The sequence below is a fragment of the Vibrio sp. SALL6 genome, from assembly GCF_002002385.1.
Lineage (GTDB): Bacteria > Pseudomonadota > Gammaproteobacteria > Enterobacterales > Vibrionaceae > Vibrio > Vibrio parahaemolyticus.
In genome coordinates, this window is the sequence record NZ_MQVK01000005.1 from 119,119 (window position 1) to 141,211 (window position 22,093).

Here is a 22,093-nt window from a genome sequence, read left to right on the forward strand (position 1 = left end):
CATTGCGACCACCCTATTATTTTGGCGACTATTCGTCTAGTGCTTTAGTCACTTTTTCAAACAGATCTTTGGCAAGGTTATCCATTGCTTTTAGTTTTTCAAGTTCTGCACGAATCATCGCTTGGCGAGCTTCATCGTATTTACGGAACTTCAGCAGAGGATCAATCATGCGAGATGCAACTTGAGGGTTGGAGTCGTTCAACTGACGAAGAATTTCACCGGCAAATTGGTAACCAGAACCCGATTTGTCGTGGAAACGAACTGGGTTTGCAGCCAAGAACGAGCCAATTAAGCTGCGCGTGCGGTTCGGGTTCTTCAAGCTGAACGCTTCGTGATTCATGGTTGCTTTCACTTTTTCAAGTACATCTTCTGCTGGGTTAGTCCCCTGCAGTGCAAACCATTTATCCATAACTAAACCGTCATGTTTCCACTTATCGCTGTAATCAGCCATCAGCTCTTCACGACATTCCAGTTGAGCACTATTCGCTGCACTCATAGCTGCAATGGTATCGGTCATGTTATTGGCAGCTTCATACTGCGCTTTAACTAACGTGTTACCTTTGTCTGTATGAGCTAAGAACTGAAGACATTGATTACGCAACGCACGTTTGCCGATTGCTGCATGGTCGATGGTGTATTCGGCTTGTTTTAGCGTGTGGTAAGTGGCACTTAGTTCATCTTCCAATGCGGCAGAAAGTGACACTGTAATGCTATTTAAAACCGTATCAACTGCATCTACATCAATCTGTTTGTACCAGCCTGTGATTTCATTGATAGATGGCAATGAGAAGACTTGAGCGATAAATGCAGGCTCTAAGTTTTCATCCAATAATACGCCGCGGAATGCATCGATAAGATCTTCTGAAAGTTGAACCTCACTGCCCGTTTGGACATTGGTGACATTTTGTCGAATGTACTTCGCTAATAGCATTTGGCTTGCATCCCAACGAGCAAAATCGTTGGTTGCGTGCTTCATTAGGAAGATCAGTTCAGCGTCGCTGTAATCGTATTCCAATTTAACTGGCGCAGAGAACTCGCGTAACAATGAAGGCACTGGTTGCTCTGCGACATTCTCGAACACAAATGTTTGTTTATCTTGCTTGATGTCCAAAACATTGTGAACTGATTCTCCGTTAATGATCAGTGGGATAACCTGACCTTTCGAATCATAAAGCTCGATATCGAATGGAATGTGCAGTGCTTGTTTTTCTGCTTGGTCTTGCGTTGCTTCTGTAAATTGCTCAACTGTTAGCGCGTAAGTTTTGGCTTCAGCGTTGTATTCGCTGTTTACACGAAGTGTTGGCGTACCAGATTGGCTATACCATAGACGGAATTGCTTAAGGTCAACGCCCGTTGCATCTTCCATTGCAGAAACGAATTCTTCACATGTTGCCGCTGTACCGTCGTGACGCTCAAAGTAAAGCTTCATACCTTTTTGGAAGCCTTCCTCGCCAAGCAAAGTGTGGTACATACGAATCACTTCACTGCCCTTTTCATAAACGGTCAACGTATAAAAGTTATTCATTTCAATAACTTTGTCAGGACGAATTGGGTGTGACATTGGGCTTGCATCTTCAGCAAACTGAGGGCCACGAATAATGCGCACATTGTCGATTCGATTTACCGCACGTGAACCTAAGTCAGAAGAAAACTCTTGATCACGGAACACCGTCAAACCTTCTTTTAGGCTCAGCTGGAACCAATCACGGCAAGTCACGCGGTTGCCTGTCCAGTTATGGAAGTATTCATGGCCAATCACAGCTTCAATACCCAAGTAATCTCGGTCTGTCGCCGTTTGGTCATTCGCCAGAACAAACTTAGAGTTAAAGATATTTAGGCCTTTGTTCTCCATAGCGCCCATGTTGAAGAAATCAACCGCCACGATCATGTAAATATCGAGGTCGTATTCTAGACCAAAGCGCTCTTCGTCCCACTTCATTGAGTTGATTAGCGATGTCATCGCGTGACCCGCTCGGTCTAAGTTGCCTTTATCGACAAAGATTTCTAGGTCAACGTTGCGACCAGACATTGTGGTGTATTTATCGCGAAGAACATCAAAGTCACCAGCGACAAGCGCAAATAGATAAGCTGGTTTTGGATGTGGATCTTGCCATTGCACCCAATGACGACCGTTCTCTGCTTCGCCTTGTGCAATACGGTTACCATTGCTGAGCACGTATGGATATGTTGCTTTATCTGCAATGACTTTGGTTGTGTATTTTGCCAGTACGTCTGGGCGATCTAAGTAATACGTGATGCGGCGGAAACCTTCTGCTTCACACTGTGTACAGAATGCACCACCAGATTTGTACAGACCTTCAAGTGCGGTGTTGGCTTCAGGATCAATTTTAGTGATGATTTCAAGTTCGAACTCAGCAGGTAAGTCAGACAGTACTAGGGACGCCTCTTTTACTTCATGATGCGCCCAATCTTCGCCGTCCACCTTAACTGAACGAAGCTCTAACCCTTCACCATCCAGTTCTAGAGTCGGTGATTCACCCTTTTGAACTACTTTTGATAGTGCAGTAACGATGGTGTCGTTGTCGTAAAGATCAAACGTAAGATCAATCTCAGTAATTGTGTGGGATGGCGCTTGATAATCTTTACGATATTTCGCCTGGGGAGCTTGAGACATGTCCATAAATCCTTGTATGTCGAACTACAAAAATACCAGTTTACAGGTCTCAAACCCTTTAACTGGTATCACGATATAAGCTATTTGTATGGGTTGTGGTATCAGAATACAAGTCTTTCTATAAAAAAACGGAGCTTTTTGATGGTTCGCTCCGCTTTCTGATTAACATTTACTCAACATTAGAAGTTTACCGTATGAATACTCATTTATAGAATCAACAATATGAATGACTCATTGTGTGACTCGGTTGAGTACGGCATACATATCACCACTACTATCTTGGATGGTGAGTTCATTTTCTTTAAGTTTGTACGTTGTGCCCTGCTCGCCGTTTTCATACAAAAGAACTAAATACTCGTCTTCAGTGTAAAACACGCCTTGTTTAACGGACTCTTCACCTGCTTCGTTTGAGACACGGAACAAGAACACGAAGTCAGGCTGCAAAATCAGATCCATGTGGTTAATGTTATTTGCCATCAATCCATCGCCAGAGACATGAGAGCTTGACCAGATGCCGGCTAGAGCGTTCGATAGCCCTTTAGTAAAAGTGACACCGTTTAAATCCAAGGTATTGTGATTGTTTCGGTAAGCGTAAATTTGGGGCTCATCGGTATTCAATCCAAGAACAATTGTGTCTTCATTGGCGTTATACATACCTTCCCAATGATCGACAGAATAATCTTTTTTCTGAATATCAATGGAGAATGTGTAATCAGAGCCTAAAGAAAGTTTGATCGCTCGGAAGTTTTCAGCCGATTCGTCGGGCCTCGGATTCATTAAATACCAATCCCCAATCAGAAACGGCGTATCAAAGTGACTAAGATCGTCTTCCTTTGTGTTTTCTCCAGCGAACACGCTTAAGCAGCAAAAGCTAAGCAAAATAAAGAACCATTTCATATCGGCATCCTTATCGTTTTCTTTTAGCTTAGGCATTGGTGCTCTATTTCGCGAAATATTTGATCTATATCACGTAAATTATTGCAGTAAAATAAGCGCACAACCGACTTTGTACCGTCAACTTTGCAGGTTAAAAGGCATAAAAAAAGAGCGAACCCTTAGGACTCGCCCTTTTTGTACTGAATTGCCAGTGCTTATGACTGTTTTGGTGCTTTAAGCATATCAACCATAATCGCAACAGATTCATCTAAATAAACATCAGGTGCTTCGTAGTCTTTAGGCACATCATCCAAAGATTTGAATGTTTTCTTACCCAAAGCCGTTTGACGTTCATTAATACGTTTCAAACGTAATGCTTCTGCTTTATCTGACTCGTCTTTGCGGACTTTCTCGTTTAGAGACAACATGTTGTCGTCTTTTTCTTTACGATACTTCTCAATGTCTTCGTTAATGAAGCGGAATTCCATCTCATCAGCGATTCGCTTATTGTGAAGTTCTGTCAAGTTTGCAATCAACTTGTCGTTATCTGGAAATGTCTGATAAGTCGCCTTATCGATGCTATCCCAAGGCAGAGCATTGTCTTCAACACTTTCACCGGTTTCACTCGGATCAATTGGTGTTGGGTACGCAATGTCTGGCGCTACACCACGGTTCTGAGTACTGCCGCCATCGATGCGGTAGAACTTTTGAATCGTATATTGAACATAACCGAGCTCTTTATCGAAAAGATCGTAGATATGATTCAATGAACGATGCTGCTGAACCGTACCTTTACCAAACGAGTTTTCGCCAAGAATGACGGCGCGGTTGTAGTCTTGCATTGCAGCTGCGAAAATTTCAGATGCCGATGCACTGTAGCGGTTGATTAATACCGTCAAAGGACCATCGTAACTTACCAGTCCGTCGGTATCAGCATTAACTTTGATGCGGCCATAGCTGTCGCGCACTTGTACGACTGGGCCTTCTTTAATGAAGAGGCCAGTAAGTGCTGTTGCCTCAGTAAGAGCACCACCACCGTTGTTACGTAAATCAACGATGATACCGTCAACGTTTTTCGCTTTGAGGTCAGTAAGTAACTTGTCTGTGTCTTGTGAAAGACCGACGTAGAAACTTGGTACTTCAAGAACACCAATCTTCTTGCCGTCTTTCTCAATGATCTCAGACTTAACCGCTCGGTCTTCTAAACGAACTTTGTCGCGCACAATTGTGACAATGTAACTCTTTGCGTCATTACCTTCTGGCAAGATTTGTAGATTAACCTTTGTTCCTTTAGGACCTTTGATTAATTGAACTACATCATCCAGACGCCAGCCAATCACATCGACAATTTCTTCACCGTCTTGACCAACACCAATGATACGGTCCCCTTCACCAAGTTGCTTACTCTTAGACGCAGGGCCACCAACTACCAATGAACGAATAACAGTGTAGTCATCTGTCATTTGCAAAACGGCACCAATCCCTTCAAGAGACAGGTTCATTTCTGATTGGAATTGCTCGGCGTTACGAGGAGAAAGGTAACTAGTATGAGGATCGACCTGTCTTGCGAAGGCGTTCATATAAAGCTGGAACGCGTCTTCATTGTTGGTCTGTGTGATACGCTTCATCGCGTTGTTATAACGCTTCTCTAAAACTTCTTTAATTTCAGGCCATTCTTTGCCCGTCAGTTTTAAATTCAAAGCGTCATATTTCACGCGTTTGCGCCACAACTCATTAAGCTCAGCTTCATCCTTTGGCCATGCGGCTTCTGAACGATCTAGTTCAATCTCGTCTGCGTTATCAAACTTGATCTCTTTGTCGAGCAAAGTCATCGCGTAGGCGAAACGTTCAAAACGTTTTTGCATAGAAAGATTGTAAACATCAAAAGCAATCTTGTTGTTACCAGCTTTAAGCTGGTCATCAAGTTCAATTGACCAATCTTTGAAGGAATCGATATCCGCTTGAGTGAAAATATTTCTATTGTAATCAAGCATTTCTACATAGCGTTCAAAGATCGCTTTAGAGAAATCATCGTTTAGATTGAAATGCTTATAATGAGAGCGGGTAAATCGAGAGGTGACTCGTTTGCTGGCTGTTTCGTGCTGAACTTCAGGAGCGAGAACCGGCAAGTCATCTTTATGTAGTTTGGCTTCGAGAGCCTGAGCTGATGCTGCTAGCCATAAGCTAGCAGCAATCAGGGTCACTTTTGAACGGCAATTCATGCGTAGGAGTATCTCCCTTATGCGCGCAAGTGCTCCGCTTTTACAACCATTTGTAGGCCGTTAGCAAGTTGAACACGTACATCATCCTTATTGATCTCAACAATGGTCGCTGCCATGTTTCCTTTACCCATGTTCACGTTTACTGCATTGCCTACTGTGATTTCATCAGCATTTAGAGCGCGCGTTTCTACAGGCTTAGTTGGTTTTTGTACTTTTGGTTTGTTAGTACGGCGAGGCTGTTGAGGCTTTTTATTAGCCGCTGGTTTTGCTTTCGCCTTACCCTCTTCACGAGCTTTCTGTGCTTGTTCTTTACGACGAGCTTGAACTTTCGCTTTGCTTTCAGCAAGTGTCGCTTTAGCGTGTTCTACGTGTTCTTCTTCTAGTTCACCACAAGGGTTGCCATCTAGGTCAACACGTACCGCACCTGGTTTTACACCGTGTAGGTAACGCCATGATGAAGTGTACTGTCTTAACGCTGCACGAAGCTGAGTTTTGCTTACTTTTTCGTCTTCATTTAGACGTTCCGCAAGATCTTGAAAAATACCAATTTTCAGAGGTTTTGCTTCACCTTCTAAAGTAAAGCACTTAGGGAAACATTCAGCAATATATGCGATAACTTCTTTGCTGTTTTTTAACTTTTCAGTCATGAGGGTTCCTGATTTGAGCGGATTTCCGCGAAGCATTAAGAAAAATATTCTCGTATTATAGTGACATGCCAAGGAAAAACCACACTCGTGGGCTAATTTATGCGTTGTTCGCGTGTGAATTAAGCAGCTTTTCTACTTCTGACATAAAATGAGTGAGACCTTCCTCGTCTGTTTCATTGAATCGACCGATACTTGGGCTATCGATATCCAATACGCCAGCAACTTTTCCATTGATTGAAAACGGAATCACAATTTCAGAATTACTCGCAGCATCACATGCAATATGACCTTCAAATTCGTGAACATCGTATACTCTTTGAGTAGTATTTGTTTTTGCAGCTGTACCACAAACGCCTCGTCCCATTGGGATACGAACGCAAGCTGGTTTACCTTGGAATGGGCCTAATACAAGCTCATCCCCTTTTATTAGGTAGAAGCCTGCCCAGTTGAGGCCTTCAAGCTCCATAAATAGTAAAGAGCTCAGGTTCGCCAAGTTAGCGATAAAGTCTGGCTCAGATTCAATTAGGGCTACTGCTTGTTTGGTGAGTCGTTGGTATTGTTCTATGTTCATATTAACTTCCTACTTATTATTAAAGCTTCCATTCTCTTCGTATGGCGCTAAAATGCTGACCTACTTTAAAATAGGACTTATTCTCAATTACAATGATTCCGAAAAATGACACTATTAGCCGTTCTTGGTTGATAACACAAGTTAAAAAGCACAAGTCCAAGCTGATTTTAGCGAACTTGATTGCTATTGTGGCGACCTTGATTAGTGTTCCAATCCCTCTTCTTATGCCATTAATGGTTGATGAAGTGCTATTGGACAAACCTGCCTCTGGTCTTTCTACCATGAACGCTGTGCTTCCTGAAGCGTGGCATACCCCAACTGGATATATCTTTTTTACGCTTTTTTTAGTTGTGCTCATGCGCGCAGCCAGCCAAGCGTTGAACATTGTTCAAAGTCGTCAATTCACACTGGTATCGAAAACCATTACGTTTGAGATACGCAGTAAAATGATCGACAAATTGGGTCGAATCAGTATTCGTCAGTACGAAACCAAAGGCAGTGGAGGAATTAACGCCCACCTTATTACTGATATAGAAACCATCGATCAATTTGTTGGTTCGACACTCGCAAAGTTTGTTATCAGCTTTTTGACCGTAATAGGCACCGCTATCGTTCTGCTTTGGCTAGATTGGCGTCTGGGCTTATTTATTCTACTCGTAAACCCTATTGTCATTTATTTCTCTCGCAAACTTGGCAGTATGGTCAAGCATCTCAAGCGTAAAGAAAACCACTCGTTCGAAATTTTCCAAAACCGACTGGTAGAAACGTTGGATGGTATTTACCAGCTGCGCGCTGCCAATAAAGAGCGCGAATTTCTTCAGCAGTTAAAAGAGAGTGCCAATCAAGTCCGCGTCGATGCTGACAAATACGCCTGGCAATCAGAAGCGGCTGGTCGAGTTTCTTTCTTGCTCTTCTTAATCGGTTTTGAATTATTCCGTGCGGTTGCCATGTTAATGGTGATGTTTAGTGACCTAACAATTGGCCAAATTTTCGCTGTATTTGGTTATCTATGGTTTATGTTGTCCCCTGTTCAAGAGCTTCTTGGAATACAATTCTCTTGGTATAGCGCAAAAGCCGCATTGAAACGTATTAACGACCTTCTAGAGTTGGAAGAAGAAGATAGACCTGTCTCGAAGGTGAATCCTTTCAACGAAACACGCGAAGTCGATGTAAAAATCGAGCATGTGGATTTCTCATATAATAATGAGAACAAAGTGTTGGATGACCTGTCGTTACATATTCCAGCGGGCAAAAAAGTTGCGTTAGTGGGCGCGAGCGGCGGTGGTAAATCAACACTGATTCAACTGCTCATTGGTGTTTACCGACAGAACGCAGGTAGCATTCGTTTTAATGATGAGTTAACAGAAGATATTGGTTTTGAAGTGATCCGCGACAAAATTGCCGTGGTATTACAGCAACCTATACTATTTAACGACACCTTGAGGCATAATCTGACGCTCGGTGGTCACTTTGATGAAATGTCCTTGTGGAGAGCGCTCGAAGTTGCTCAATTACAAGATGTGATTTCTCAACTTAACCACGGTTTGGATACGCAAATTGGCCGCAACGGGATTCGTTTATCCGGCGGACAACGCCAACGCCTAGCGATTGCACGTATGGTGTTAAGCAATCCTCAATTTGTTATTTTAGATGAAGCCACGTCTGCGCTCGATACTGCAACAGAAGCTGCACTACATAAAGCGCTAACAGAATTCCTACGTGGTCGAACAACCTTAATCGTCGCGCACCGTCTATCGGCAGTAAAACAAGCAGATTTGATCTATGTGCTTGAAGATGGGAAAGTGACACAAACAGGAACCCATGGTGAGCTCGTTGAGCAAGAAGGCTTATATCAAACCTTGTACGGGGGCATTCAGTCCCAAGCTTAAACCCTTCTTATTAGAGAGGTCTTTATGACCTCTCTGTCTAAGCATGCCATGCAACCCAATAGTGTGCGTTTATGCCAAGGTTGCGAACTCCCTGTCGATATTGTCGATTTACCTGACGGTAAAAATGCACATTGCCCACGCTGTGGCACGCAATTATATCGCGGAGGCAGCCCTAGCCTTTCTGGTAATTTAGCGGTTGCGATAACCTGTATCCTGCTATTTATTCCGTCGCACTTCTTTAACTTCATTAGCATCAGGCTTTTTGGTGTGATGATTCCGGCAACCTTACCCTCTGGGATGATAACCTTGATGGAAGAAGGCTTTGTTCTTCTTTCATTGTTAATTCTATTTTGTAGCTCACTTGCCCCATTGACCGTATGTGTCTCGGTCGTGACTGCACATATCTCATTGCATCAAAGATGGTTTAAGGGGCTGCGCGTCTCACTGTGGCTGATTCAACATTTGAAACACTGGGTAATGTTGGATGTATTTTTGGTCAGCATTGCGATCTCTTGTTTTAAGCTTCAAGACTATTCAGATATTTTTGTTGGCCCGGGCTTGATTGGCTTGGTCTTGCTGCAAATATTTACTGTTCTTCTGGTATCACGCATCAGTGTTCGTCGTTATTGGGAAGCTTGGAAACCGGAAAACACGTACTCTTTCGAACACAAAGATGTGCATTGTCACGAGTGTCATCTCTCTCAACCTGAAGGTGAGCGTTGCCGACGTTGTCATCATGAGCTCTATCATCGTAAGCCAAACTCGATTCAAAAAACGTGGGCTTACCTAGTCGCGGCTACTATCGCGATTTTTCCTGCTAACCTTATTCCTATTTCGATTTTGATAACCAACGGTCAACGCCTTGAAGATACGATTTTCTCTGGTGTTGCGTCTTTGGTCAGAAGCGGAATGTATGGTATCGCCATTATTATTTTTGTTGCCAGTATCGTTGTGCCAGTCGTTAAGATCCTCGGCCTTGCCTATATTATGCTGTGCATCAAATTCAAGCGTTCGGTGTTTCGAAGACAACGAATGATGGTTTACTTTGCAGTAAAGTGGATCGGTAAATGGTCTGTCATGGACTTGTTTGTTATTTCTATCATGATGACCTTAGTCGATCGCGGTCAAATACTCGACTTTACACCAGGTTACGGCGCGGTCGCGTTTGGTTTAGTCGTTGTGCTGACAATGTTAGCCGCAGAGAGTATTGACCCAAGGCTAATCTGGGATGAAGCCCCAAAACAATCAGAAAAAGAGTCAATTAATGAGTGATCAGAACAATTCTCAAACATCGTATGTGCCTGATTTTAAGAGGAGCAAAGGCATATCTCCACTTTGGCTACTGCCAATTTTGACGATGGTGCTCGCCGGCTGGCTTGTGGTGAAGTCCATCCATGATGCGGGGCAACGAGTACAGATTTACTTCTCCGACGCTGCTGGTTTGGTGGCGGGACGTACAACTATCCGTTACCAAGGTTTGGAAGTCGGTATGGTCCGTGACATTAATTTGTCCGAAGATCTCGGCAGCATTTACGTGGATGCAGACATCTACCCTGAAGCAACGAAGTTACTAAACGATAAAACGCGTTTTTGGCTTGTTAAACCAACCGCGAGTTTAACTGGTGTGTCGGGCTTGGATGCGCTTGTTTCTGGTAACTACATCTCTATCCAACCGGGGGACGGTCAAGAATTTGAGACCACATTCCACGCTCTCGATTCGGCGCCAACGGACCTACGTGTTTCACAGGGTTTGAACATCAAGCTTAAAAGCAGAGACTTAGGCGGCGTGTCGATTGGCTCTCAGATTGTCTATAAGAAAATTCCTATCGGTGCGGTCTACAGCTACCAACTGGATGAAGATGCAAAATCCATTACTATTCAAGCTAATATTCAAGAGCAATATCGACACATCATCAATGACCGCAGCCGCTTTTGGAACGTCAGCGGCATTGGCGCAAGTATAGGTTTTGAAGGCGTTGACGTACGCTTAGAAAGCATGAGTGCCCTACTTGGTGGCGCTATCGCCGTTGACTCTCCGGACGATGGCGAACCAGTGGAAGAAAATACCGAGTTCCGCTTATACAAAGACTTAAAAACAGCAGGTCGAGGCATTGCGATCAAAATTGCTCTACCTGACGACAATAAAGTCAGCAGCGAAGGCGCACCAATCATGTACCGTGGCATTGAAATTGGTCAGGTCACCGACTTAAGCCTTTCTGAAGGACGAGAAGTCATTTTGGCGTCAGCAGCAATTCAACCTGCTTTCAGTGACATGCTTACCACTGGCACTCGCTTTGTTTTGGAAGAAGCGAAAGTGTCGTTTTCTGGTGTCGAAAACATCGCAAACTTAGTTCGAGGAAACTTCCTCACTATCGTTCCTGGCGACGGCGAACGCTCTCGCCGCTTCACTGCAATTCGCAAAAACGTATTTAATCAACAGCAAGAAAAGTCTATCGCGATTCGCCTAATTTCTGACAATTCATTTGGTTTAGATAGCGGTGCGAACGTGCTCTATAAAGGCATTGTGGTCGGTTCTATCATCAACGTAGGTTTGGTTGATGAGAAAAAACAAGCGAAGCACGAAGTCTTTATGGATGTGCTGATTGATCACGAATACAAGCATCTTATTAAGTCAAATAACCGTTTTTACGTGACTGGCAGCGCTTCTGCAGAGCTTACTGAATCTGGGTTGAGCGTCACTGTTCCGCCAGCAAAACAACTATTGACCGGTTCTATCAGTTTCGTCAGTGAAGGTTCTGAGTCGATTCAGAAAGAATACCAACTGTTCCAAAATGAATCGTTAGCAGAACTCGCGCAGTACAACAAAACTGGCTCGAAAACATTAATGCTGTTTGCTTCAGAGCTACCACCAATTTCGAAAGGCAGCCCTCTACTCTATCGAAATCTGCCTGTAGGTAACGTCTCGGACTTTCATCTCGTCGATGGTGGCGTATTGATTAAAGCGACCATTGAAAATCGCTTTGCTTATCTGGTCACCCCACAAACCGTTTTTTGGAATCGTTCAGGTATCGAAATTGATGCCTCACTTTCTGGCGTTAGCGTTAAAGCACATCCACTAAAATCTCTAATTGAAGGTGGAATTGCCTTTGATTCCGTGCCTGGCGTGGAAAACAAAGTTGGAGAACGTTGGAAACTTTACGCTGATCAGCAAAAAGCGCGCAAATTTGGTCGAGTCATTTCGCTAGAAACAGACGGCACGCAAGAAGTACTTAAAGGTATGCCGATTGAATACCAAGGCGTGAAGGTAGGTGAAGTGACGCTTGTCGTACCGAATTTCCGTCGCAATCTGGTTGAAGTCACCGCCCGAATTTTGCCGGAATACGTGGAAAATATCGCGGTAGAAGGCACGCATTTTTGGCTAACTGAACCTGAAATTGGCCTTGGCGGCGTGAAGAACTTAGGTGCGCTGGTTTCAAAATCTATCAGCGTTGAACCGGGTAATGGTAAGGCGAAGTTCGATTTCCAATTAGAAAAAGGGTTTGACCGTGTAGAAGGCGTCATGTTTACCCTGCAAAGTGAGCAACGCGGTTCGGTTCAAGTCGGCACTCCTGTTCTCTACCGTCAAATGGAAGTTGGTCAAGTTACCGATGTTCGCTTGGGCGAGTTCGCTGATCGCGTGGTTTCCACCATCAAAATCAAGCCCGAATACGCGTATTTAGTGCGTCAAAACAGCGTGTTCTGGAATGTGTCTGGTGTGGATGTGTCTATCGGTATTACTGGTGCGAACATCAAAGCAGGTACGATTGATAGCCTCGTGCGTGGAGGCATTGCGTTTTCAACACCAGAGCAATCACAAATTCCACCAGCTGCAAAACGTGGTCACTCTTTCTATCTTTACCCACGAGCCGATGAAAGTTGGGTTCAATGGAGAACGCCAATTCCTAAGCCCTAAGGCGGGATATTGATTCGATGTAAAGAGCAGCAATCGCTGCTCTTTTTTATGGTCGTTAACCTCGTCACTATTCGTTTCTGCGTCGCTTTCGTATATTATTTGCGGCAAATTCTGCAAACGAGATTCCACATTGCATCCTAATGTTTACATCCCAGACGCGTTTCTGGAAAAAATCCAAACTATCCTTCCTGCGAACCTCAACATGGAAGATTTCATCTCTGCATGTCAAAGGCCTCTTCGCAAAAGTATCCGCGTAAACACGCTCAAAATGAGTGTGGAAGACTTTGTTAAGCGCGCGGAAGACAAAGGATGGACATTGTCACCCGTCCCTTGGTGTGACACTGGTTTTTGGATTGAAGCCGACGAGTCGGTTGTACCATTAGGCAACACAGCAGAACACATGTCTGGCTTATTCTACATTCAAGAAGCCAGCTCGATGATGCCTGTATCTGCCCTATTCATGAATGACGAATCTTACGATGCGGTACTAGATACCGCTGCTGCACCAGGTTCAAAAACCACGCAGATCGCCGCATTAATGAAAAATGAAGGCGTACTTGTCGCGAACGAGTACGCGGCAAGCCGCGTAAAAGTTCTGCATGCCAACATCGAACGCTGTGGTGTGCGCAATGCCGCTTTGAGCAACTTTGATGGCCGCGTTTTTGGTGGTTGGTTACCTGAACAATTTGATGCTGTATTGCTTGATGCCCCTTGTTCTGGGGAAGGCACAGTTCGTAAAGATGAAGATGCCATGAAGAACTGGACACAAGCGTCCGTTCTAGAAATCGCAGATACGCAAAAAGATCTCATTGAAAGCGCATTCCACGCACTTAAGCCAGGTGGCGTGCTAGTTTACTCAACGTGTACGTTAAGTACCGAGGAAAACCAGCAAGTTTGCCATCACTTAAAAGAAACCTTTGGTGACGCGGTTGAGTTTGAGAGTCTGGATGGATTATTTGAAAATGCAAACGCCGCATTAACAGAAGAAGGTTTCTTACACATCTTCCCTCAGGTTTATGACTGTGAAGGCTTCTTTGTTGCGCGTATTCGCAAACACCATTCTGTAGAGGCGCCACAAGTGAAAAAGCGCATGGGCAAATTCCCGTTCGTAAAAGCGTCGAAGAAAGAATCAGAAGAGATTTCAAAGCAACTACACAACGCATTGGATATTGAGTTACCTTCCGAAAGTACGGTTTGGCTCCGAGATAAAGACGTTTGGCTATTCCCAGATGCGCTTGAGCCTATGATTGGCGAATTACGTTTTTCTCGCATGGGCATTAAAATCGCTGAAGCACATAAAAATGGCTACCGTTGGCAACACCAAGTCGCTACCGCGCTGGCGACGGGTGCTGAAAGCAACGCTATTGAGCTAACGATTGAAGAAGCACGTGAATGGTACATGGGCCGTGATGTTCGTCCTCAAATCATTCCAGAAGGATTGAAAACAGGTAAAGGCGAAGTGCTAGTTAAGTACCAAGGTGCGATTATCGGTTTAGGTAAGTGGGTCAGTAACCGCATTAAAAATGGTCTTCCTCGTGAGTTAGTACGAGATAAGAACTTATTTTAAAGAAATGACGAACCATAAATAAATGAAAAGCCATCGTATTTGCGATGGCTTTTTAGTTCGTAAGTATGAAAGCTCGTAGGGCTGCTAGCGATTCAAGCTCGCTGTACTAAACTGAAGATATCAAAGTAACGCTTTGATACGGCATTTCTCTCTACGTTAACCACCCAATAAATGGTTGACGAAAGTTTAGCGCAGGCTCTGTAGAGCCGTTTCCCCTAGGCCCAAAAAATGGAAGAGTTTGGGCCGTTTTTTTGGCTGCTTTCTAGCGTTTAAGCAGATAAGTTAAGCGAGACGGATACCGTCTTTCTCAATCACAATCTTACCTTGCTTGTACAAACCGCCGATGGTCTTTTTGTACGTGCCTTTACTTGTACGGAAAGCATCAAAAATCGCTTCTGGCGAAGACTTATCGTTCAGAGGAAGGAAACCGCCCTTCTTCTCCAAGAGATCAATAATCTTGCTTGAAAGATCATCCATCTTCGCCACACCGACTTTTTGTAGGGATAAGTCAATTTTGCCATCTTCACGGACTTGCTTGATGTAACCTTTCAGTTTTTTACCGATAAACAGCTTACCAAATACATCAGAAGGGAAAATCATGCCCCAGTGTTTGCCGTTTACAATCGCTTTGTAACCAAGTTGGCTGCGTTCCGCGATAATCAGATCAACTTCTTCGTTTACTTCGTAGTTTGCTGGCGTTTTATCAAGCCACTTGTTGAACTTCGTCGTACCAACAATACGTCCCGATGCTTTATCGGTATAAACATAAACCAGAATGTTTTGACCCGCAGTAAAGCGAGCTCGTTGCTCACTAAATGGGATAAGAAGGTCTTTCTCTTTAATGCCCCAGTTTACGAATGCACCCGTTTGATTGATGCCTTCGATTTTCATCAAGCCCCACTCGCCTACTTGAGCGATTGGCTTGTCAATGGTCGCAGCAAGTTGGCTTTCTGAGTCAAAGTACAAAAATACTTCGATGTGATCGCCAAGTTCAGTGCCTTCAGGTACATGTTTGTTAGGCAGCAGAACAGAGCCGTAATCGTCACCATCCAGAAATACGCCAAAATCAGCCTTTTTAATGACTTCTAAGCTGTTAATTTGACCAATTTTAATCATTGATATTGTCTCTCTTAAAATTTACACGGAATTATACCTAAACTAACAAGAAAATCAGAGAGAAAAGCAAACCTCTCTGTTATGCTGTCTGCTCGGCTATTTGCCCCAGTCACTCTCTTAGCAATCTCGACCTTACACGCTCAACTACATTACGTAAGGCTAGAGTGCTTTAGCAAAGTCAGGAGCTTTCTTTGGTCACCGTCGATAAACAAGACTCAGTAACATTAAAAATTAGCCACGCGCTCGCAGAAAGCAAAAGTGTCGACCTAGATATTTACTTCTTTGTGCCTGGTGAGCTTGGTTTAAACGCCGACATCATCAGTGAATCCGAATTTTATTACACTTCTATCACTCAGCAACGTGCTTATTACAGTACAGAAATTCTATTGCCGCTTGTTCACAGCCGATTAGCCAAGCGCGGACGTCTTTCTAATCAGCAATACCGCGTAAGTTTGAGTTTATTCGCCTACCAGTACGTTATCGCATTAGATAAAGCAGTGGCGAGTTTGAATAAGCACGAGAGCAACTCCGTTACAGAAGATGAAGTGGACGAAGTCATTGAGTTGACGCTTGAGATCTTAAAACGCTTGAGACGCTCTATCCCTTATGAAGAAAACTTAAAGCGTTACTACGTTAATATTGATAATTATTTGTCGTGGTATACCGAGCAGAAGTTTTTGTCTCTCGTTGCTCATCTTCCTCGAGAAGGCGATTACAGCACCATTAAACAGCGTTTGATTACTCTGTGTGAGAAAGAACAAGCGCATCGCAAGCTAAACAAATACAACTCTCCACGCGTGGTTGAAGACGTGACGCGTCTTTCAAACAAAATGCGTTTGTTAAGGCGTCTGATTGAACACCCTATTGTGTTGCGTGAGCAAACTATCTCCATGGGTAACAACATCAAGCGAGCGATTAAAGGGATTGCGACGGGCTTGGTTATGGTCGTAGTGACATCGACCGTTATTCTAGCCCGAGACTACCTTGGCGAGATCTCTGCGTCTTTCATTATAGCGATGTCTTTTATCTATGCTTTACGCGAGATTTTTAAAGATGATCTGCGTGATGCGATGTGGCGTTGGATTCGTAAAGGCAAACCTAAGTGGCGAAAAAAGTACATCGACCCGACGACGAAGAAAGTCGTCGGTAAAAAATTAGAATGGCTTGATTATAAAACGCTATCGAGCTTGCCAGACAAGATTCAACAGATTCGTAAAAAACGCGTCGTTCAAAGAGAAGAACAAATTCTTCACTACCATGAAAAAACAGAAATGGCGACGTCGCTCTTTTTAAGTGGTTATGAACAGACTCGAGAAACGTTGAACATCAGTTTGCGCCCGATCATCCGCCTAATGGATAAGAGCTCAAACCGCGTTTATCGTCTAAATGAAGGGCAAGTGACCAAAGAGTCTGTAGAGAAACGTCATTTACTCAATGTGATCGTCAAAGAAGACAACCACACTGATGCGCCCGTTTACTACCGTTGGAAAGTCGTGCTTAACCGTTCGAAAATAGTCTCTATAGAGAAAATCGAGCTCAATTAAAAAACGGATTCAAACTATTAAGCAGCCTTCTTTGTATGTTGAGCTGCTTTTTTTATGGATAGAGTAAGCGCAAACTCTGCCATCGGCTCCTGCCCATGTAGGCTCGGACACAGTGCGATGATCTTCACATCACGATTAACACGTTCTCCAGTGGCAATGGTATGGTCTAGCATCTCATCAATGACATGGCCGTCATTACAAACGAAATGAACATCCGCTTCTGGACGTTTTAAAAACTCCGCTTTCACTCCTTTAAATGCTAAAGAAATCGCCTCGCCTTTTTCCTGAGCTTTGCTCATCGCAAGAAAACCACCAGCCACATCAGCACCAACAGCTAATGCACCAAAATACATACTGTTTAGGTGATTCTTTGTTCGTCGTCGAAGTGGAATGCGCACTTCAACGTGCTTACTATCAATGGCGATAATTTTTGGGTGACACAGCCAAATCAGAGGCACTTTCGAAAAACCAAAGAGATTGAGATACAAATTTGCGCGACGTACTGCTGATAACATGTTGGTCTCCTTACCAAACTACTCTGACCAGTTAATCAACGAACGAAATGGATGTCAAAGAAATGTTAACAAAAGCTAGATCTAGACAGTTATTGAGCATACTTTTAGTGACAGCGTCACCTCGCTCGAATAGAGAAGCATGAGGTTCGTCGCACTAAACTCGCTTGACCGAAGGTGAGATAGAAGAAAAGGTTATAAATTCAAATGTATATATATTGATTTAATGATCAAGTTTTGTCATTTATACATAAGTCATTTAAATGAATACCAACACCTTTGTATACAATTCGGTATTTCCTGGGGAAGATTCCCGTGAAACGGTTTATTCCTGCCTGTAATTCCGTTATCTTTACCCCTTCGCAATAGAGAATAAAGCTATAACATGCCTATAAAAACAGATGAATTGAGAACCCAACCTTTGGGTCCAATGCCTACCCCAGCGGAGCTAGGTAGTGTACATCCGATCACGGATGACGTTGCAGATCGCATCGCTCAATCTCGTCGTCAGATTGAAAACATTTTAACAGGTGAAGACGATCGCCTTCTTGCTATCGTTGGTCCATGTTCTGTTCACGATACTGAAGCCGCAATTGATTACGCGAAACGCCTGAGTGAAATCCAAGATAAGTACAAAGACGAGCTATTTATCGTTATGCGTACTTACTTTGAAAAGCCTCGTACAGTAGTTGGTTGGAAAGGTCTTATCACCGACCCTAACCTAGACGGTTCTTATGCGCTTGAAGCTGGCCTTCACAAAGCTCGTAAACTGCTACTGGATATCAACAAGCTTGGTCTTGCGACTGCTACTGAGTTTCTTGATATGATCACTGGCCAATACATTGCGGATTTGATCACTTGGGGCGCAATTGGCGCACGTACGACAGAATCTCAAATTCACCGTGAAATGGCATCAGCGCTATCTTGCCCTGTTGGCTTTAAAAATGGCACAAACGGTAATGTGAAAATCGCGATTGATGCGATTCGTGCATCTCAAGCTTCACACTACTTCTACTCGCCAGATAAGAATGGTCGTATGACGGTGTACCGCACAAGTGGCAACCCATTCGGTCATATTATTTTGCGTGGCGGCGAAAAAGGTCCAAACTTTGACGAAGCATCTGTGAAGCAAGCGTGTGATTCACTTGCTGAGTTTGGTTTACCTGAACGTCTTATTGTAGACTTCAGCCATGCAAACTGTCAGAAGCAGCACCGAAAACAGCTTGATGTTGCAAGTGACATTTGTACTCAAATTAAGTCAGGCAGCACTCGCATTGCGGGTATCATGGCGGAAAGCTTCATTATGGAAGGCAACCAGCCAATGACTGACATTAACAACCTAACTTACGGTCAATCAATTACTGACCCTTGTTTAGGTTGGGACGATACAGTAACGATGCTAGATATGCTGGCAGAAGCTGTAAAATCCACTAAGTAATTCATCCATATAACGAGATAATCAAGGAATCTTCATGCCATCGTTTGATATTGTTTCAGAAATCGATACCGTTGAACTACGTAACGCCGTTGATAACGCTAACCGTGAACTGTCTACTCGTTTCGATTTCCGCAACGTAAATGCGAGCTTTGAGCTAGTAGAAGAAAACGTAAAAGTGTCTGCGGAAGGTGACTTCCAGCTTAAGCAAATGCGCGACATCCTACGTGGCCACTTGGCAAAACGTAATGTTGATGCAAACGCAATGGACGCTCAAAACCCAGAAGTAACGGGTAAAAACTGGCATCAAAATATCCTGTTCCGCCAAGGTATCGATACACCGACAGCGAAAAAACTGGTTAAGCTAATCAAAGATGCGAAGCTAAAAGTACAAGCGTCTATCCAGGGCGACAAAGTACGTGTAACTGGTAAGAAACGTGATGACCTGCAAGCAACTATCGCTGCAATCCGTGAAGCAGAGCTAGGCCAACCGTTCCAGTTTAACAACTTCCGTGATTAATATGTTTTGCTAATTGGTATTCGATACCAGTTAGAAGAAGCAAAAATAAAAGCGCCGACGTATTTTTCGTCGGCGCTTTTTTATTGTCAGTATTTTGGAGAGCGTTGTTTTTGCTAAAGCGCCACAAACTAAATCACAAGATCTTGCCCTTGCAGCAACATGAATTCGCTTGTGCCTTGAGGAATGAACACGCACACACGTAAGTTGTCTTTTTTCGCTTTGGCTAACTTATCAGACAGTTCTGCCGCATTTGAAAAGGCCTCACGTTCGGCATCTCTTCTTACCAACTCCATTGCATCTGATTCACACTTAGTCGAGTACAGCGCGAGTTCGGCTTGCTGCATGTAGCGAACGGCTTTGATTGGCAGCATTTCGATGTCTTTCCCGAGGTGAATCCAAGTACAGCTACCCTTTTCATCCAATGGGTTTGCCATCGTTGCCTGATAGATCGTTTCAAGCTCACGGTTATTACGCGCGTTTTCAACATCAGGATTCGAGAAGAACTGCTCCCAGAACTTACGGCGTAAATCGACACTTGGTAACGCTTCTTTGATCGAATTACGTTTCGAGTTGGCAAACTCGGCCATCAAGCCCATGTTCTGAGGAAGAATCGCTTCAAGCTTTTCACGAATATTGCGAATCAGTACCGGAGACGCTCCGCCACTTGAAATTGCAATCTGGATTCTGCCACGGTTGATCATTGAAGGTGTGATGAAGTCGCAGTACGGTTTGTCGTCTACGACGTTGACCAAAATGCCAAGTTCTTTGGCATTTTTATACACCTGGTGATTCAACTCTGGGTTATCAGTGGTGGCCCATACTTGAACAAAACGTTTTGTGACAAGGTCACTTGAATAAAAGCGTTGCACCCAATGGATTTGGTGCTCATCGGCAAGCCTTGATAAGAACTCAACCAAAGTTGGAGAAACAATGGTGACATTCGCCCCAGCCTTGAGTAGCGCTTCCACTTTACGGCTCGCCACTTCTCCACCACCAACAACAAGTACTGGTTTATTCACTAAATCTAAGAACAGAGGAAAATATCGCATTTCAATCCATGATTACTCTTATTTGCTATTGCTACTCATGCTACCAAAAATGGGGCAAACACATCACCCTGTTTCGACATCACAAATAATTTTTGTTCAAATTTTTGCGTAACTCAGTCGAGCTAGGCTAATGATAGATTTAATAACAACTTTTTATTCTCTCATTTTATTCACTCTTCTATTGATTGTTCTGATGCACCAAATTGACCGAGTTTTGCACTATTTACAAACAATTAACATTTCGTCATTCTAATTCTCAAGGAGCTTTGGAAGTTCTCTCAAAACTCTATTTAAATTATATATTTGAGAATTAACAGATCCTTTCCTACGCTTATAACTGGTTGATTTATCGATTGCCGTTTCTTCGAAAATCAACCACGTAGGACAATAAATACTAATAAATTGGACAAGTTATTTCAGGTCACTCCTGATTAAACATGGATCATACAGGAAGGATACAAATGGCAAACAAACTAACAATTCTTGCTTCCGTCGTAGCGGCTTCTACTGCCATGATGGCGACATCAGCACAAGCAGCAGACACGACTCTGGACAAAGTCACAAAACAAGGTTTCCTTACTTGTGGCGTAAGTACCGGTCTACCTGGTTTCTCAAACCCTAACTCAAAAGGTGAATGGGAAGGTATCGACGTAGAATATTGCCAAGCACTGGCTGCAGCCGTTCTTGGGGATAAAACGAAAGTTAAATATGTACCCCTAACCGCGAAAGAACGCTTCACTGCACTTCAATCGGGTGAAATCGATGTGCTTTCTCGTAACACTACCTGGACTCTACACCGAGATACTGCGCTCGGCCTAAACTTTGTTGGCGTTAACTACTATGACGGTCAAGGTTTCATGGTCAAGAAAGATCTTGGCATTTCTAGCGCTAAAGAGCTTGATGGTGCGTCAGTTTGCGTACAGTCAGGTACAACAACCGAACTCAACTTAGCGGATTACTTCCGCAACAGTGGCATGTCGTACAAACCTGTGGTGTTTGATACGGCGGCGCAAACCTCAAAAGGTTTCGATGCCGGACGCTGTGACGTGCTAACGACTGACCAATCTGGTCTGTACGCACTTCGTTTGAATCTGAAAGATCCTTCTTCTGCAGCGGTTCTTCCTGAAATCATTTCTAAAGAGCCACTTGGCCCTGTGGTTCGTCAAGGCGACGATCAGTGGTTCAACATCGCTAAGTGGACGTTAGCAGCAATGGTGAATGCGGAAGAATATGGCATTACCTCTAAGAATGCGGATGAGATGTTGAAATCTCAAGATCCAAACATCAAACGTATTTTGGGTGTTGATGGTCCGAAAGGTAAAGGCCTAGGTATTCGTGATGATTGGGGTTACCAAGTCGTCAAACAAGTGGGTAACTACGGCGAAAGCTTTGAGCGCACAGTCGGTAAAGGTTCGCCTTTAGAGATCGCTCGTGGTGTTAACGCACTTTGGAATGCCGGCGGCTTCATGTACGCGCCACCAATCCGTTAGAAACGAGTTAATCAGGGCGGTTCATGCCGCCCTTTTTCTTGAATATATCAATCTGGATGAGTAAGGATCGCTCATTGGCTGGAATAAGCCTTGGTCAGTATGATATG

Annotated in this window: 16 protein-coding genes; 8 read left to right on the forward strand and 8 right to left on the reverse strand. The window is 43.8% G+C overall.

Annotation, left to right across the window (positions count from 1 at the left end; genetic code table 11):
* Positions 1-28: 28 nt before the first annotated feature.
* The 5 genes from pepN to BIW15_RS01740 form a co-directional block, all read right to left on the reverse strand.
* Entirely contained in the window at positions 29-2,635 is a 2,607-nt protein-coding gene (pepN, locus tag BIW15_RS01720; protein WP_077280459.1) for an aminopeptidase N, read from the reverse strand.
* Positions 2,636-2,866: 231 nt separating this feature from the next.
* Positions 2,867-3,532: a hypothetical protein gene (locus BIW15_RS01725; RefSeq protein ID WP_021448557.1), complete on the reverse strand. Its 666-nt coding sequence runs from the start codon at positions 3,530-3,532 to the stop codon at positions 2,867-2,869.
* A gap of 194 nt (positions 3,533-3,726) precedes the next feature.
* Positions 3,727-5,733, reverse strand: coding sequence for a carboxy terminal-processing peptidase (gene prc / locus BIW15_RS01730; RefSeq protein ID WP_015296762.1), 2,007 nt, complete (start codon positions 5,731-5,733; stop codon positions 3,727-3,729).
* A 17-nt stretch (positions 5,734-5,750) separates the two neighbouring features.
* On the reverse strand, positions 5,751-6,380 hold the full coding sequence (gene proQ, locus BIW15_RS01735; RefSeq protein WP_005458274.1) for an RNA chaperone ProQ: 630 nt from the start codon (positions 6,378-6,380) through the stop codon (positions 5,751-5,753).
* 97 nt (positions 6,381-6,477) lie between these two features.
* Positions 6,478-6,951: a GAF domain-containing protein gene (locus BIW15_RS01740; RefSeq protein WP_077280460.1), complete on the reverse strand. Its 474-nt coding sequence runs from the start codon at positions 6,949-6,951 to the stop codon at positions 6,478-6,480.
* A gap of 92 nt (positions 6,952-7,043) precedes the next feature.
* Between BIW15_RS01740 and BIW15_RS01745 the strand changes: the two genes are divergently transcribed.
* The 4 genes from BIW15_RS01745 to rsmF all read left to right on the forward strand — a co-directional run bounded on the left by BIW15_RS01745 (position 7,044) and on the right by rsmF (position 14,320).
* The gene (locus tag BIW15_RS01745) at positions 7,044-8,840 is read left to right on the forward strand and encodes an ABC transporter ATP-binding protein (RefSeq protein WP_077280461.1); all 1,797 of its coding nucleotides are present in this window, start codon (positions 7,044-7,046) and stop codon (positions 8,838-8,840) included.
* Positions 8,841-8,864: 24 nt separating this feature from the next.
* Entirely contained in the window at positions 8,865-10,112 is a 1,248-nt protein-coding gene (locus tag BIW15_RS01750) for a paraquat-inducible protein A (RefSeq protein WP_025518596.1), read from the forward strand.
* Positions 10,105-12,753, forward strand: a complete 2,649-nt coding sequence (gene mam7, locus BIW15_RS01755) for an MCE family putative adhesion factor MAM7 (protein WP_077280462.1) — start codon at positions 10,105-10,107, stop codon at positions 12,751-12,753. The genes BIW15_RS01750 and mam7 overlap by 8 nt, the downstream gene beginning before the upstream one ends.
* Positions 12,754-12,883: 130 nt before the next feature.
* Positions 12,884-14,320 (forward strand): 16S rRNA (cytosine(1407)-C(5))-methyltransferase RsmF, encoded by a 1,437-nt coding sequence (gene rsmF, locus BIW15_RS01765; RefSeq protein WP_025509112.1) that lies wholly within the window; start codon positions 12,884-12,886, stop codon positions 14,318-14,320.
* A 282-nt stretch (positions 14,321-14,602) separates the two neighbouring features.
* Here the strand turns inward: rsmF and BIW15_RS01770 are convergent, their stop codons facing one another.
* Positions 14,603-15,436 carry a S1 RNA-binding domain-containing protein gene (locus BIW15_RS01770; protein ID WP_005457108.1) on the reverse strand — a complete coding sequence of 278 codons (834 nt, stop codon included), beginning with the start codon at positions 15,434-15,436 and terminating at the stop codon, positions 14,603-14,605.
* Positions 15,437-15,627: 191 nt separating this feature from the next.
* On the opposite strand from BIW15_RS01770, the gene BIW15_RS01775 reads away from it, so the two are divergent.
* The gene (locus BIW15_RS01775) at positions 15,628-16,980 is read left to right on the forward strand and encodes a hypothetical protein (RefSeq protein WP_005457111.1); all 1,353 of its coding nucleotides are present in this window, start codon (positions 15,628-15,630) and stop codon (positions 16,978-16,980) included.
* 17 nt (positions 16,981-16,997) lie between these two features.
* Here BIW15_RS01775 and BIW15_RS01780 read toward each other — a convergent pair whose 3' ends face one another.
* Positions 16,998-17,495, reverse strand: a complete 498-nt coding sequence (locus BIW15_RS01780) for a DUF4442 domain-containing protein (protein WP_005457113.1) — start codon at positions 17,493-17,495, stop codon at positions 16,998-17,000.
* A gap of 382 nt (positions 17,496-17,877) precedes the next feature.
* Here BIW15_RS01780 and BIW15_RS01785 point away from each other — a divergent pair, with 382 nt between their 5' ends.
* Both BIW15_RS01785 and BIW15_RS01790 read left to right on the forward strand, forming a co-directional pair.
* Positions 17,878-18,930 (forward strand): 3-deoxy-7-phosphoheptulonate synthase, encoded by a 1,053-nt coding sequence (locus tag BIW15_RS01785; protein WP_005457114.1) that lies wholly within the window; start codon positions 17,878-17,880, stop codon positions 18,928-18,930.
* Between the two features lie 34 nt (positions 18,931-18,964).
* Positions 18,965-19,447 carry a YajQ family cyclic di-GMP-binding protein gene (locus tag BIW15_RS01790; protein ID WP_005457116.1) on the forward strand — a complete coding sequence of 161 codons (483 nt, stop codon included), beginning with the start codon at positions 18,965-18,967 and terminating at the stop codon, positions 19,445-19,447.
* 128 nt (positions 19,448-19,575) lie between these two features.
* Here the strand turns inward: BIW15_RS01790 and BIW15_RS01800 are convergent, their stop codons facing one another.
* Complete coding sequence (locus tag BIW15_RS01800) at positions 19,576-20,496, reverse strand: bifunctional precorrin-2 dehydrogenase/sirohydrochlorin ferrochelatase (RefSeq protein ID WP_020840604.1); 921 nt, start codon at positions 20,494-20,496, stop codon at positions 19,576-19,578.
* A 461-nt stretch (positions 20,497-20,957) separates the two neighbouring features.
* Here BIW15_RS01800 and BIW15_RS01805 point away from each other — a divergent pair, with 461 nt between their 5' ends.
* Positions 20,958-21,986 carry an amino acid ABC transporter substrate-binding protein gene (locus BIW15_RS01805; protein ID WP_005457119.1) on the forward strand — a complete coding sequence of 343 codons (1,029 nt, stop codon included), beginning with the start codon at positions 20,958-20,960 and terminating at the stop codon, positions 21,984-21,986.
* Positions 21,987-22,093: the final 107 nt, after the last annotated feature.